This is a genomic window from Streptomyces sp. NPDC057623 (assembly GCF_042800355.1).
Classification (GTDB): domain Bacteria; phylum Actinomycetota; class Actinomycetes; order Streptomycetales; family Streptomycetaceae; genus Streptomyces.
On sequence record NZ_JBHVGZ010000086.1, the window covers coordinates 1 to 14,202 of the forward strand.

The 14,202-nt window shown below is 72.1% G+C and carries 9 protein-coding genes and 1 pseudogene; 1 reads left to right on the forward strand and 9 read right to left on the reverse strand.

The annotated features are described in order from the left end of the window. A partial coding sequence (locus ACFU95_RS44485) for an aldehyde dehydrogenase family protein (RefSeq protein ID WP_383841345.1) occupies positions 1 to 1,464 on the reverse strand: 1,464 nt, incomplete at its 3' end. Positions 1,465 to 1,710: 246 nt separating this feature from the next. Further along, the gene (locus ACFU95_RS44490; protein WP_383841427.1) at positions 1,711 to 2,607 is read right to left on the reverse strand and encodes a DMT family transporter; all 897 of its coding nucleotides are present in this window, start codon (positions 2,605 to 2,607) and stop codon (positions 1,711 to 1,713) included. Between the two features lie 194 nt (positions 2,608 to 2,801). Here ACFU95_RS44490 and ACFU95_RS44495 point away from each other — a divergent pair, with 194 nt between their 5' ends. Next, positions 2,802 to 4,970 carry an FUSC family protein gene (locus tag ACFU95_RS44495; protein WP_383841348.1) on the forward strand — a complete coding sequence of 723 codons (2,169 nt, stop codon included), beginning with the start codon at positions 2,802 to 2,804 and terminating at the stop codon, positions 4,968 to 4,970. Between the two features lie 23 nt (positions 4,971 to 4,993). On the opposite strand, the gene ACFU95_RS44500 is transcribed toward ACFU95_RS44495, so the two are convergent. From ACFU95_RS44500 to uppS, 7 genes and pseudogenes are all read right to left on the reverse strand, one after another. Continuing rightward, positions 4,994 to 5,452 (reverse strand): nuclear transport factor 2 family protein, encoded by a 459-nt coding sequence (locus ACFU95_RS44500; protein ID WP_383841351.1) that lies wholly within the window; start codon positions 5,450 to 5,452, stop codon positions 4,994 to 4,996. Between the two features lie 144 nt (positions 5,453 to 5,596). After that, positions 5,597 to 6,082, reverse strand: coding sequence for a nuclear transport factor 2 family protein (locus ACFU95_RS44505; protein ID WP_383841354.1), 486 nt, complete (start codon positions 6,080 to 6,082; stop codon positions 5,597 to 5,599). 192 nt (positions 6,083 to 6,274) lie between these two features. After that, positions 6,275 to 7,105 (reverse strand): annotated as a pseudogene (locus tag ACFU95_RS44510) (ThuA domain-containing protein); the annotation flags it as partial. An 8-nt stretch (positions 7,106 to 7,113) separates the two neighbouring features. Next, on the reverse strand, positions 7,114 to 9,375 hold the full coding sequence (locus ACFU95_RS44515) for an RICIN domain-containing protein (RefSeq protein WP_383841357.1): 2,262 nt from the start codon (positions 9,373 to 9,375) through the stop codon (positions 7,114 to 7,116). Positions 9,376 to 9,550: 175 nt separating this feature from the next. After that, positions 9,551 to 10,705: a hypothetical protein gene (locus tag ACFU95_RS44520; protein ID WP_383841360.1), complete on the reverse strand. Its 1,155-nt coding sequence runs from the start codon at positions 10,703 to 10,705 to the stop codon at positions 9,551 to 9,553. Continuing rightward, a complete protein-coding gene (locus tag ACFU95_RS44525) occupies positions 10,705 to 12,180 on the reverse strand; it encodes a hypothetical protein (protein WP_383841430.1) in 1,476 nt (491 codons plus the stop codon). The genes ACFU95_RS44520 and ACFU95_RS44525 overlap by 1 nt, the downstream gene beginning before the upstream one ends. A 184-nt stretch (positions 12,181 to 12,364) precedes the next feature. After that, entirely contained in the window at positions 12,365 to 14,098 is a 1,734-nt protein-coding gene (gene uppS, locus ACFU95_RS44530) for a polyprenyl diphosphate synthase (RefSeq protein WP_383841363.1), read from the reverse strand. Positions 14,099 to 14,202 lie beyond the last annotated feature (104 nt).

A 14,202-nucleotide genomic window follows, 5' to 3' on the forward strand; every position in this document is an offset into this window, starting at 1 on the left:
GCCCTTGAACCAGCCGGAGGGGGCGGGGGAGAGGTTCTGGTAGATGTGCTTGGCCTCCTGGTACTCCCGCAGCCCCGTGGGGCCGAGCTCGCGCCCGACGCCGGAGCGGCCGAAGCCGCCCCATTCGGCCTGCGGTACGTAGGGATGGAAGTCGTTGATCCATACGGTGCCGTGCCGCAGCCGTTGCGCGACGCGCTGGGCGCGGCTCGCGTCGGAGGTCCACACGCCGCCGGCCAGGCCGTAGCGGGTGTCGTTGGCCAGCTCCACCGCCTCGTCCTCGGTGCGGAAGCGCTCGACGGTGACCACCGGTCCGAAGACCTCCTCCTGGACGATGCGCATGGACCGGTCGCAGTCGGCGAAGATCGTCGGCAGCAGGAAGAAGCCGCGGGCGAGGGCGGGGTCGTCGGGGCGGGTGCCGCCGGTGACGAGCCGGGCGCCCTCCTCCTTGGCCACGGCGATATGGCCCTCGACCTTCTCGCGGTGCTCGGCGGAGCTGAGCGGGCCGCTCTCGGTGCCCTCGTCCAGGCCGTTGCCCAGCCGGATCGCCCGCGCGCGCCCGGCGTAGGCCTCGACGAACCTGTCGTGCAGGGAGTCCTCGACGAGCAGCCGTGAACCGGCCGAGCAGACCTGCCCGGAGTGCAGGAACGCGGCGTCCAGGGCGTAGTCGACCGCGGCGTCGAAGTCGGCGTCCGCGAAGACGATGTTGGGGTTCTTGCCGCCCAGTTCCAGGGCGATGTTCCGCGGCCCCTCGGAGGCGCTGGCCATGATGGAACGGCCGGTGTGCAGACCGCCGGTGAAGGACACCAGGTCGACCTCGGGATGGCTGGTCAGGGCCGCGCCGACGGTCGCCCCGGCGCCCAGCACGAGGTTGGCGACGCCGGGCGGCGCGCCGGCCTCCTCGATGAGCCGGATCATGGCGATCGTGGTGAGCGGGGTGGTCTCGCTGGGCTTGAGGACGAAGGTGTTGCCGGCGGCCAGCGCCGGGGCGACCTTCCAGGATGCCTGAAGCAGCGGGTAGTTCCAGGGGGCGATGAGCGCGCAGACGCCGACCGGCTGGTAGACGACGCGGCTGAGGACGTCCGGCCCGACGTCGACGACCCGGCCGCCGTCCTTGCCCGCGAGTTCGGCGAAGTAGCGGAAGGCGTTCGCCACGTCCTCCACGTCGATACGGGCCTCGGTCAGCGTCTTTCCGGTGTCGAGGGTCTCGGTGCGGGCGATGTCCTCCTTGTCGCGCAGCAGCAGGTCCCGCACGCGCAGCAAGAGGTCGGCGCGGCGGCGGGAGGGCGCGTTCGCCCAGTCCTCCTCGACGAAGGCACGCCGTGCGGCACGCACCGCGCGATCCACATCGGTGGCGTCGGCCTCGTCGACGCTGGTGACGACGGAGGCGTCGTAGGGGTTGACCACCTCCCGTCGCCCGCCCGCCGCCGCCTGTGTCCACTCGCCGTCGATGTACAGCTCACCCACCGCGGGGCCTCCTTCGCATCCGGCCGGTGCCGATCGGCTCGACGGTCAGCAACATGGCCCATCGCGCGGTCGGCGGCCACGGGACGCACCGCCGCGATGGCGTCGGAGCGGCGCAGGGGACCCGGGTGGGCTAGGAACCTCCGTCGCCGGGGGGTGACGGTCGCGGCCCCCGCGGTGACTGCCGTGGCCCCCGGCGGGACCCACCGCCGGCGCCCCACGTCACGCCGGCACCGCCGACGGCATCCGCTACCCCTTCCTGCTCTCCTCGTCCGGCGCCACCAGCGCCCGAGTGAGCGGGATCCGCGACAGTGCGAGGACCCCGGCGGCGATCAGCGCGACACCGAACAGCTGGGGCACCAGCCACCAGCCGGAGCGGATCTCCTCCTCGTACAGGGCGATGCCGAGAGCGAGGCTCACCAGCGCGTCGCCGAGGGTGAGCGCGGGCTGGGAGGCGACCAGCGGGCCGGCCTGCATCGCGTTCTCCAGCAGGAACAGCGCGCAGACGCCGGTCGCGGCGAAGGCGTACGTCTGCCACGCGGAGAAGAACCCTGCGAGCCCCTGCTCCTGGAGGATGTGCATGGACGCCTTCATCAGTGCCGCGGTCACCGCGTAGCTGATCGCCGTCGCGGTCCCCAGACAGGCGGCCCGGGCGCGGCCTTCCGGGCGCTTCAGGGCGGCGAGCGCGAGGACCACGACCAGCCCCATGCACAGCGCCAGTGCGGGAATCCAGCGGTCCAGCGGCACATGGATGCGGTTGCCGGAGGGGGAGGCGGCGGCGAGCCCGACCGCCAGCCCGGCCACCACCACCGTCACGGCCAGCCAGCCCCTGCCCGGCAGATTCCGGTTCATCAGCAGGGAGGCGACGATGAGGGTGAGGGGCAGCTCCAGCACGAACAGCGGCTGCACGATCGTCAGCGGCCCGGTGGCGAGCGCCAGCGCCTGGCAGACGGCGGCGGCGATCACCGCGAGGATGCCGGCCAGCCAGACGGGCCGCCGCAGCAGGTCCAGCATCAGCCCCGCCCGGAATCCCGCGGAGCGCGGCACGGTGAGTGCCGCCTTGCGCTGGAGCACCGTCGCGACGGCGTTGCTGAACGCCGCGCAGAGCGCGAAGACGACGGAAAACGAGGTGTGCAGCGGGGCCACCTCCTGGATCGGCGGACGGGCGCGACGAGACGCGGGAACGAGGGGAAGCCGGGCGCGTTCCCGGTCACGGTACGGGTCGGCCACGCCGTAGTCCCGTAGGCGAGCCCCGCCGGAGCTGCCAGGAGCGCGCCGGTGCGGAGAATGGAGGTACGGCGGGGGACGCTCCCCGGGGTGGGGCCGCGGGAAGGAGCGCCATGCCGGAGCGGACGTCGTCACCGGACCGCGTCCAGGCCGCGCGTCGCGCCGCACGGATCTCCCTCGCGGCCGCCGCCGGCTTCTATCCGGCCGTATACGCACTGGACGAGCCCGTCGTCGCGTTGTACGCCTTCTTCACCCCGATCTCGCTCGGCATCCTGTCCCCCCTGCCCGGCTCGGGCCGGGACCGCGCACGCGTCGTCCTGCGGGTCCTGCCGGTCGCCATGGCACTGACCTCGCTCGGCACCGCGCTCGCCGTGGCCACCGCGCCGGCGGTCGCGGGGATGGTCCTGGTGGGCTTCGTGATGTCCTTCGGCGCGGCCTGCGGCCCGGCACCGGCCGGTGCCGCGCCCGGCCTGCAGTTGTTCTACATCCTGGCCTGCTTCCCGCCGTACCTGCCGGACACCCTCCCGCAGCGGCTGGCGGGCCTGCTCCTGGGGGGCGCGCTCATGGTGCTCTGCGAGTTGCTGGTGCTGCCCGCTCCCGCCGACGTCCCCTATCGGGAGCGGCTCGCCGCGGCGCTGGATGTGGCGGCCCGCGCGGCCGGAGCCGAGGCGGGCGGCGGTGCCCCCGACCCCGCTCGTGTCCGCGAGCTGCGCGCGGCAGGCCAGGCCCTGCGTCTGTCGCGGCTTCCGCCTGCCGTACGACCGACCGGAGCGGGGCGCACCGATCGCGCGCTGGCGCACACGGGCGGGGCGACCCGCCGCCTCCTCGACCAGCTGGCCCGTGCCGCGGAGCACACACTGCCCTCGCCCGCCCGGGATCCCGTGTCGGGAGCGCTCCAGACGGCGATCGCCGCGGAGTGCGCCGCCATGGCGGAGAACCTGCGCGGCCGGCGTCCCGTGGCCGGCTCCGAGGCACTGGAGGAGATGGTCGAGCAGTTCCTCACCGCCCGCGCACGGGCGGTGCGGGCCCGTGAATCCCCGTCGCTCCACATCCTGCGGCGGCAGTCGGCCGTCCTCGCCGAGGCGGCCTCGGTCGTGACCGCGCGGGCCGCCGTGTCCGTCGCGCTCGGCGGACGGCGGGTCGTACGCGGCTTCCCGGGCGAACAGCTCTGGTACGCGGAGCCGCCCGCGATCGATCTATGGGCGCGGCGACTCACCGGGAACCTGACACTGCGCTCGGTCGCGTTCCAGAACGCGGTGCGTACGGCGCTCGGGCTGGGCGTGGCACGCCTCGTCGCCGGTTCGCTGGACCTCGCTCACGGCTTCTGGGTACTGCTCGCCGTGCTGACGCTCGGACGCACCACGGCGGGAGCCACCTGGTCCGCCGTGCGCCTGGCGGTGGTCGGCACGCTCGCGGGGGCGCTGTCGGCGGGAGCCCTGATCCTGTGGGCGGGGGAGCGGACCGACGTGTACGCGGCGCTGCTGGTCCCGTTCATGCTGCTGGCCTTCACCGTGGGACCGGTCGCCGGCCTCGCATGGGCACAGGGGCTGTTCACGCTTGTCGTCTCCACCGCCTTCGCCCAGCTCGTTCCGGTCACCTGGCGCCTCGGGGAGGTCCGGGTGGTGGACGTCGTCACGGGCTCCTGCATCGGCCTGCTGTGCGGGGTCCTGGCCTGGCCGGCCGGAGCGGCCACCGAGGTCCGGCGGGGCATGGCCAGGCTGCTCCAGGAGGCCGCGGCCCTCATCCCGGCGGCGGTGGCGGCCACCTTGCCCGCCCCTGCGGCGCCCGCGGCGCCGTCACTCCCCGAACCACCCGAGGACGGTGAGCGGACCCGGTGGCGGACACAGCACCGGTGGCGGACACGGAAGCGGCTGCGGCTCGCCGAGGCGGCGTACGCCCAGTACCGCAGCGAACCCGCGACGCATCACGAGGCGGCGCCCGACTGGCCGGCCGCCCTCAACTTCGCGGTGCACACCCTGGTCGGCGCCAACTGGCTGCCACGGATCGCGGAGCGCCACCTCGACGGCGAGGTCCCCGCCGCCGCGGCGACCTGGGCACATGAGGCGGCCGAGGTGACGGCCACCGCGGCCGTCCGGGCCGCCCGCTTCGCGCCGGACCCCATCCGGGTGCCACCGGTGCCCGCTCCGTACGCGGTCGACTCCACGGCGCCCGGCCGGGCGCCGACGGTGCTCCCGCTGCTACCGGTCCTGACGGACGTCGAGAACTGGCTCGTCACCTTGCGGGCGGACCTGCGGGCGATTGGCGACGACTTGCCGCCCTGAGCCGTGCCCTGAGCTGTGCGCCCTCACGGGGCGCAGGCGCGGGCGATGGACAGGCTGTTCTCGTAGAGGTGGTGGCGGGTGATCCGGCCGTCCTCGACGGTGAGGTGCAACGCGAAGGGGCCTTCGAAGGTCTTGCCCGTGACGCGGACGGTCCCGGACACGTGCCCCATCAGCACGGCGTCGGTGCCGTCGACGAGGAAGGTGTCGACGCTGGCGCGCGCGTCCTCGGGGACGGTGTGCTCCATCAACTCCGTGAACTGGGCGGCGCACTCGGCGGCGGTGGACCGCGGACGGATCCAGGGGACGGCGGGGTTCTCGGCGAGCAGCCAGTCGACCTCCTCGGCGAAGAGCGTGACGAGCCGCGCGGTGTCACCGGCCAGCCGGGCAGCGATGAACTCCCGCACGACGGACCGGGTGGCCTCGGCGACGGAACTCGCCGTGTTCGCCGAACTGGCCCTGAACGGCAGGGACTTGACGGACATGGCGCTCTCCTCGCGGTTGCGACCGAATTCCGGCGGGGGTTCCCGACCGTGTGCCTGATCCTGCCGGGGGAGGGGAGAGCCGTCGATTACCTCCGAGGTCATGAAGACCCGAGGGAGACCGGCTCCGCGCATGACGGCCCGGTCCTAGGAGGCGGGGGCGGGGGCAGGGGCCAGCCCCTCCGGCAGCCGCGGGGGTGAGCCCTGGGTCCACACCACTCGCAGTGCCGAGGCGGAGATCCGCCAGCCCTCGGCCGTCCTCACCAGTTCGGTGTCCGCGTGGCCGGCGGAGACGAAGACGCTGCCCGAGCCGTCAGCCAGGACGTGCGTACTGAGCTGGGCACCACGGGCAGTGGCCTGGGCACCGTCGATCTCGATGACGGCGTTGGTACCCAGATGCACGGTGCGGTCGAACAGCGCCATTCCCCGCCGGACATGGGCCAGCAGAGCGTCACGGCCGTGCACGGTCCCGATGGGCATCTCCGCGGTGACGTCCTCGGTGTGGAACGCACGGGCCCATTCCTCGTCGAGTACCCCCTCGTCCAGGGAACGCAGGTAGCGGTCCAGCAGGTCGGTGATCTCGGCGCGGTCGGTCAGGGCCCGCACCTGTCGCTGCATCTCTTCGGCGTCCATGGCGAAAGACTCCTTCCTCAAGCGCACTTGAGGTCAAGGCGTCCCTTCCCAGGTAGGCGTTGCCGACGGCGTAGGGGGCCTGTCCGATGTTGCCGACGGCCGCGGCGATCGAGGAGTAGACCGCGACCTGCGGTTCGAACCCCCGGTCACCTTCGACGCGGGAAGCGCGAAGCGCCACGCTCACGGACTTCCGGGCGTCCGACCGCCGCTCGCTCCGCCGAGCCACTTGAGCCCGTCGACGAGGAAGCGGTTCTGGGTGGGGCTTGCGAACGTGGAGGACAGCCGTGTGTCGGTGGCGTAGTCCATGGCGTTGTGGCCGAAGTTGGCGTACAGCATCCGGTACCGGGTGTTGGTCCACAGGATCGGGTAGTAGCCGCTGTACCAGGACTGGTTCGGGTCGGTGCCGAGCGGGAAACTCTTCGGGTCGACGGAGGCCAGCACCCTGATGTCCGGGTTGGCGCGCAGGTCGTTGGACCAGCTGTACCACTCGCTGACCGACGAGGTGAACGTCGCGGGCAGATCGGTGGTGGACGGGTGGGTGCGGTTCTCGGTGCGCAGCACCGCGGTCGTCGGCCCCCAGGTGTTGGAGCGGAAGTCGCCGCTGCCGAGGAAGCTGTTGTGGTACCAGGGCCAGGCGCCGGCGTCGGCGGTGAACGCCGAGACGTGGAAGCCCATCCAGCCGCCGCCGGCCCTCATGTACCGCTCGAAGCCGGCGCGCTGGGCGGCGGTGTCCGGCGCGTCGTCGAGGAAGAGGACGACCTGGTAGTCGTTCACGCCTCCGTTCGCGAGCAGGTTCCAGTTCGTCGTCGCCGTGTAGGTGAAATCGTGCTGCGCGGCCGTGCGGGGGAACCACTCGTTGGCTTCCTTGACGAAGTCGATGTGCGCGGCGTCCCAGGTGCCGTGGTAGAAGGCGATGACCTTGAAAGCGGGTGCCCGGGGCGCGGCGGTCGCGCCGAGCCCGGCGGGCGCCGGGGCCGCCGTCAGCCCCAGCACCAGCGCCAGCCCGGTCAGCAGGCGTGCCATGAGCCGCCTCACGGGTAGCTCACCAGGTTCGCCACGTTGGTGGACGAGTCGGAGGGGCCGCCCCGGTCGTTGATGACGTGCCGGATGGTTCCGGTGCCGCCGAGCGAGACGGTCACCATGTTCTGGAAGCGGACGCCCGGGTTGTTCGGCACCTCGAAGGCGCGCTCCGCGGTGACGGACGGGTCGGCGTTGAAGAAGCAGTAACTGCCCAGCCCGTACGCCTGATGGCTGGTGACGGAGTTCGCGACCTTGTACGCGGCGTATCCCTGGGTGGAGCCGTTCATCCAGGCGGCCTGGTTCGGCGGGTCGTAGGGCATCTCGTTCTGGTAGAAGTACGTCCGCCCGCCGTTGCCGTTCCAGATGGTTTGGTGTTTCTGGTAGTGCTCGACGAACAGGCCGTACATGGTGACGTCGTCGCCGTTGACGACGAGTCCGGTGTCGGCTGTGTTGGTGTTCCAGCCGATGCCGCTGCCGTGGTCGCCGCGCCAGATCCACATGTGGTCGCCGATGACATGGTCGCTGTTGACGACGAGGCTGGTGGTCGCCTTGCCGACGGCTGCTCCGCCGACGCGGAAGTACACGTCGTGCAGGGAGGTGGGGTTCGACGCGTGCGAGGCGGCGGAGCCGGTCGGTCCGATCTCCACCAGCGTCCGGGAGTTGGTGGTGCCGGCGTCGAAGAGCACACCCGCGATCTTCACTCCGTCGACGTCGGCGACGGTCATGGCGGTGACGCCGTTGTCCGGGATGAACGTCGCGAGGCCGAGTCCGAGGACCACGGTGTCGGGGCGGGTCACCCGCAGGGTCTGGTCGAGGTGATAGACACCGGGTGTGACCAGCAGGTTCTTGCCGTCGGCGAGGGCGGCGTTGATCTGTGCGGCGGTGGCGCCGGGCTTGACGACATGGAACTGGTCGATGCCGAGCGAGCTGCCCGGCGCGTTTCCGTTCGCCCAGCTGGTGGCTGTGGAGTCGGTCCGCGGGGAGGGCACGAACACCCGGTAGGCGCCCGCGTTGTCGACGTACAGGAAGGGCTTCTCACGGACGGTCGGGGTCTGGGCGACCGTGGTGTAGGGCGGGTTGGGGAACGTGTTGCCCGGCACGCCCTGGCTGCCGACGAAGACCATGTTCCAGTTGGAGCCGGTCCAGCTGCCGAGCCGCGAGTTCCGGGTCAGCCACTGCTGTTGCGTGCCCGAGCGGACCTGGCCGTCGATCTTCGTATCGGCCATGAAGCCGCCGCTGGACCAGCCGCCGTCACTGAGTTCGAGGTTGCCGCGGACGTGCATGCGCCGGTACCCGGACGCCTGGGAGACCGCCCACCGGTCGGTGCCGCCGGTGGGGTTCACCGACAGGTTCTCCGCGCCGCGCCAGAAGTTCTGGGTGGCGTTCTGCGGCGGGAACCAGTCCGCCTCCACGTGTACGGCGCCGTTGATGGTGACCGAGTCGGGAGACTGGCCCAGGCCCAGGACCTGGGTGTAGAAGCCGACGTTGACGTCGTTGCCGTACGTGCCCGGCTTGAACATGACCGCGTAGCGCTGCGAGCCGAACTGGTTCGTCTCCTGCTGGCGGAAGATCGAGTCCAGTCGGCTCTGGATCGTGGCCGAGGGCATCGACGGATCGAAGACGACCACGCCCGGACCGAGGTCGACGTCCCCCGGGGCGGTGCTCACGGGTGCGACCTGGAAGCGCTGGGCGGCCGTGCCGTTGCAGGTGTACTGCACCAGCTGGACGCCGTCGGCTGTCGAGGCCGAGGGCACGTCAAGGCACTTGCCGCTGTGCCGGTTGACGAAGTGGTAGGCGCCACCGCCCTCGTCGACGGCCTGCCACTGCTGGTTGTCACCGCCCCCGTACGTCCACAGATGCACAGCCGCGTTGTCGGCCGTCGACACGTCGCTCACGTCCACCACCTGCTGGGCGTCGTTGCGGTTGCCGATCCGCACGAAGCCGTCGCCGGCCGGGGTGAGACTCCACTGCTGCGCGGTGCTGTTGTTGCAGGTGTACTGCTGTACCGCCGTGCCGTTGACGGTCCCGGCCGCCCGCGCGTCCAGACACCTGCCACTGCCGCTGTTCACCACCGTGGACCAGCCGGTGGGCAGCGCGGCTGCGGAGGGGACCGAGGCGGCTGCCGGTTCGGCGACCGCCGTAGTGGGCCGGACGGCGCTGAGGAGCGAGGCCGCGGCCGCGGCGGCGACGAGGGCCGCGGTCAAGGGGCCACGGGTACGGGTCCAACGGGACCTGTGGCGGCCGCCGGTGGCTGGTCGCGGGGTGGGGAGCATGTCTTCTCCTGCGCCGGCGAAGCGGCATGAGTGGGGGGAGTGGGGGGGGCGTTGGAGCGTAAGCACGTGTGGCATTGGCCTGTGCATGACAGATCCAGATGTGCTTATTTCACTTCATGATTTAAGGAGCGACGGAAACGCACTGTCAAGACGTTGGTATAGGCCAATCCGGCTGTCAGCGGCCTCGCACGCCCGGCCGCAGCAGATGACCGAACCCGGCAGCCTCCAGCCGATGGCACAACTGTGCCTTGTCCACGCCGAGTTCGGCGGCGGTGTCGGCGAGGTGCCAGTCGTGTGCGGCCAGGCGGCTGAGCAGGTAGCCGCGGCGGACCTGGCTCTCGGACAGCCGGAAGGTCTTGAGGTAGACGACCTGCCCCTGCTCGTCGCTGATCGCCTCGCCGATGTGGTTGTCCTGCTTGGGACGGAACCGCGGCAGGAAGCGGGAGAGGGTGAACCGGCCCATCCGCCGGACCTGCTGCCAGGTGCTCTCCTGCCCGAGCAGCCCCGCCGCCATGGTGGTGTCGTGGAAATCGGCCCACTGGGCGGTCTGCCGCGCGACGGCCGCCCGCAGCTCGGCGAGCGTACGGATGCCGGTGTCGTTGACGCGGGCCCGGAAGTCCGTCACCGGCGGCATCAGGGTCGCGTAGTGGTACACTAGGTCGCCGTACAGGTCCTGCACCAGAGTGGGGTGCAGCGTGCGGTAGTCCTCCGGGTGCGGCACGACGAACGCCGCCGCGAGAGCGTCGGCCAGATAGACCAGCACGCCACACTGACCGGGATGGATCTCGAAGACACTCAACGCGTCGGCCAGCCCCGGCACCTCGGCGCCGACGAAGGCCGCCTCGACCCGTGGGGACAGCCCCTGGCGCAGGGCCTGCCGCGACCACTCCTCCCACGCGATGGAGGGCCCGCCGAAGTGCAGCGAGAGATAGCCCTCCAACGCCAGGTGGAGCGGCAGGAACCGCAGCCGGTGCTTGGCCTCCTGGCGTGCCATACGGCGATGGAAGTGCAGCCGTACGGCCTCCACGGCCTCCTGCTCCGGCTGGGAACCGGTCAGCTGGGTGCCGTAGGCGGCGGCAGGAGAGCCGTCACCGGTCCACTCCGCGACGAAGCTGTGCGGGATGTAGGAGCAGTAGGTGCCCTTGCGGCCCAGGTCGACCACGCCCGGCCCCTTGTGGATGCGCGGATGCAGACGCAGGTCCTGGACGGGCTCGGGCCGGATCAGCGGCACCAGCCGCACGGCTCCCCACACCTGGGAGGGACGCGTCCGAAGCCCGGCGAGCAGCCCGGAAGGCTCCGCGGAGGGGGCCCGGCCCCCTTCATGCGACATCACAGTGGACTCCCGTCCGTAGCTGCTGCCCGCCCCGCCCGCTGCGCCGGGACGACGGCGAGCCGCGCCGCGCGGGCGTCAAGATAGGCCTTCAGCTCGGCCAGGCCCGTCCGGCCCTCGGCGAACTGCGCGATCTCGACGAGCGCCGGCAGGTCCTCCGCGTCACGGATGCCGGCGGTCGGCACGCGCGCGGACAGTCGGCGTACGTCGAAGTCGGCGGCGTCGTATACCGGGTTGAGGTGGACCACACTGGTGCGGCGCGCGGTGTCGAGGCGGGTGCGCCAGACCCGCAGGACCTCGGCGGCGAGTCCGGGCGGAGCGTTGTCCCAGCCGTCGGAGACGATCACCAGCCGGTCCGGGGACGTCTCCAGCCCGTCGAGCACCCGCTCACCCAGCGGGGTCGGACCCACCGGGTGCGCCAGCAGCGCATCGCCGCGCCCGGAGGTCCACAGCCCGCGGTAGTGCCCGGCGAGCGCACCGAGCAGATAGTGGCAGGCCAGGGCGACCGCCAGCGGCCGACGCCGCTTCACGCCCGAACCGTACGACGAGAAGCTGTCGTCCAGTACGGCCGTCACCCGGCCCCATGTCCCGCGGTGGACGCCGGCGACCCGCTCGGCGGCCGTGCGCAGCGCGCCGGTCAGCTCCGCGCGCCGCACGACACGTTCCTCGGCCGGGAGCGAGAGCACGTACCCGGCCAGCCGGGTGAGCGGCATCCGGGCCAGGTCGGTCTTCAACGCCTCCGCCGCGGCGGGGCCCTGCGCCTGCGCGGCCGCCTGAAGCCGCAGTGCCTCCCGGCGTGTCAGCCGCGGCGCGATCCGCTGCAGGAAGACCTCGCGGGGGATGCCGTGCTGGGCCGCGAACCCCTCGGCGACGGTGTAAGGGAGCTCGTACACAGCCGCCTGCTCGAAGTGAGCGCGACGCCATGTCTCCAGGATCGGTGTGTCGTAGCGGGCGCGGCTGAGCGGCGCGAACAGGAACGTGCCGATCTCGCCGTCGCCGGGCACCAGATGCGCGTGTCGCAGCGCCTGCTTCAGACCGCTGCGGTACTTGACCGCGTCGAAGGCCAGGTCGGGCCGGGCGCACAGCCAGTCGCGCAGCAGAGCGCGGGTGCGGCGGTTGTTCACCCCGGCACGGCGCAGCGCGCCGAAGAGCGTGTAGACGCGCTGCGGTGGCAGGAGCGCCAGCCGCCCGCCGATCAGGCGCCCTTCGGCGCGACGTTGCTCCACGGTGGCCTCGGCGGCCGTCTCCAGCAGCCGACGGACGATCAGCGCGGCGTTGTGGTCGTTGATGTCGAGGGCGAGCACGCCCGCGTAGAGATCGCGGTAGTTGCCCAGCATGTACGCGTGCAGGAAGTCGAGGGAGAGCCGCTGAGTGCCGGCGTCGGAGTGGAACTCACGCTGCCCGGTCGCGGTGATCGCGGCATTGACGAACAGCAGCGCGTCATCGGCCGCGATCAGATCCCCGAACGACTCCATGCCCCGCCCGCTCACGTGTTGTCCCCCCTGAAGCCGGCCGGGGAATGGAGGCACGAGCTGCGAATCATTGCTTCATAGGCAGGTTCCGGAAGTCGCACCGGAGTCCCGCGGCCGGCGTGCGGACGTTAACACGGCGCCGATCACCGCTTCCACGGGGTTTTCGCCGCCGACGTCCATGGCCTGCTCATGCCGGGGGAGTGGCGCCGTGACGGCGCTGGCGTCGGCTGTAGGTGGTGATGGCCTGCCACAGGTGGCGGCGGTCGATGTCCGGCCAGAGGGAGTCGGTGAAGTGCAGCTCCGCGTAGGTGGCCTGCCAGGGCAGGAAGTTGGAGGTGCGTTGTTCGCTGCTGGTACGCCACAGTAGGTCGACGTCGGGCAGGTCCGGGTGGGGCAGGTGGGCGGCGACGTCCGCCTCGTGGATGAGGGAGGGGTCGATGTGGCCGGCTCGGGCGGTCCGGGCGAGGGAGGCCGCGGCCTGGGTGATCTCGTCCCGGCCGCCGTAGTTGATGCACATGGTCAGGGTCAGCCGGCTGCGGGTGCGAGTGCCGCTCTCGCGCCGGCGCAGAATGTCGACGAGGTCGGCGGGCAGCCGACCGGGCCGGCCGGACCAGCGCAGACGGACGTCGAGATCGCGGTAGGGGTCGGCGTCGAGCTCGTCGCGCAGGCAGCACAGGATGTGGCCGACCTCTTCCGGTTCGCGTCTCCAGTTCTCGGTGGAGAACGCGTAGAGGGTCAGCCAGGGCAGGCCGATCTCCAGCGCCCCGTGGACGGTCTCGTGGACCGCGCGAATGCCGGCCCGGTGGCCTTCGCGGCGCGGCAGGCCGTGCTCGTTGGCCCAGCGTCCGTTGCCGTCCATGATGACCGCGACATGGGTGGGCATCCGGTCGGCCGGGATGCGGGGCGGCGTGACGCCGCTGGGGTGGGCCGGAGGTTCACGGAGCAGGGCCGGTCGGGAATCCGGGGTGAGGCGTGCGGTGGCGGGTGTGCCGGGGCGGTGGGCGGGCGTTGGTGGGCCGGGGACCGTGAGCGGGGTGAGTTTCCAGGCCAGGCACGCGCGCAGCCGGGCGGGGGCGAGGATGCGGGCGCTGGTGGCGGCGCCGGGGCGCGGTGCGGTGCGCAGGAGCCGGGGTCCGGCCGCGTCGATGGCGTCGAGCTGGGCGTGCAGCAGGGCGGCCATGGTGTCGAGGATGATCGCCGGGCCGGGATGCATGCCCCGGGTGAGACCGGGCTGCGTCGTCCACCGGCGGGCCGTCGTGGTCAGACCGGCGATCAACGCGGCGACACCGTCGCTCCACCGGAGTCGGCGGAGATCCTCGACGGCTCCGGGGTGGTCGGCCAGTGCCTCGTCGGGCACGAGCAGGTCGCCCTGGCCGAGGTCGGCGGCGAGGTCGGTGAGGACATCGGTGAGCCGAAAACCGTCGAGGAACCCCTCGTACGCCTCCTGGCGGTCCAGACGCAGCGTCACCGGAGCCCCGGCCCGCTCGAAGAGATCCCGTGTCAGCTCGAACCAGGGGAGCAGATTCCCGCGGCCCCAGGCCCGCCAGGCAGCCCAGTCGGCGAAGCTGCGCCCGGCCACATCGTCACGCACCACATCCAGCGCACCGCGCAGCCCCGACAGGTCCAGCCGCCAACGCCGGGCGGTGTCCACCAGGGCACGACGCACGAGGTCCGTGCTGTCGCCGGCCGCCAGATTCCGGTCGAGAGCGGTGATCCACGCCTCGACCCGGACGGCGCGTTCCTGAACCGTGGCGTGCCGGTCGTCGGCCAGATCGTCGACCGCGTTCGCCGCCGCCCACAGCGCCCAGCAGGCCGGCCTCAGCGCAGCCGGAGCGAGCTGGATCAGCGCGTACTCGGCCGGGTCCCGCCGGGTCTGGCGTCGACAGAACTCGTAGGCCGCCCGCAACGTCGGCTCCTGCACGATCCTGTACCGCCCCGTGGGAAGGAGAGCGGGCGCTTGTCCACCGCCCCCGCCCCTGGGCGGAGCGACTTCACCGTGACCAGAGGGCATGCGTGATGCGGGCA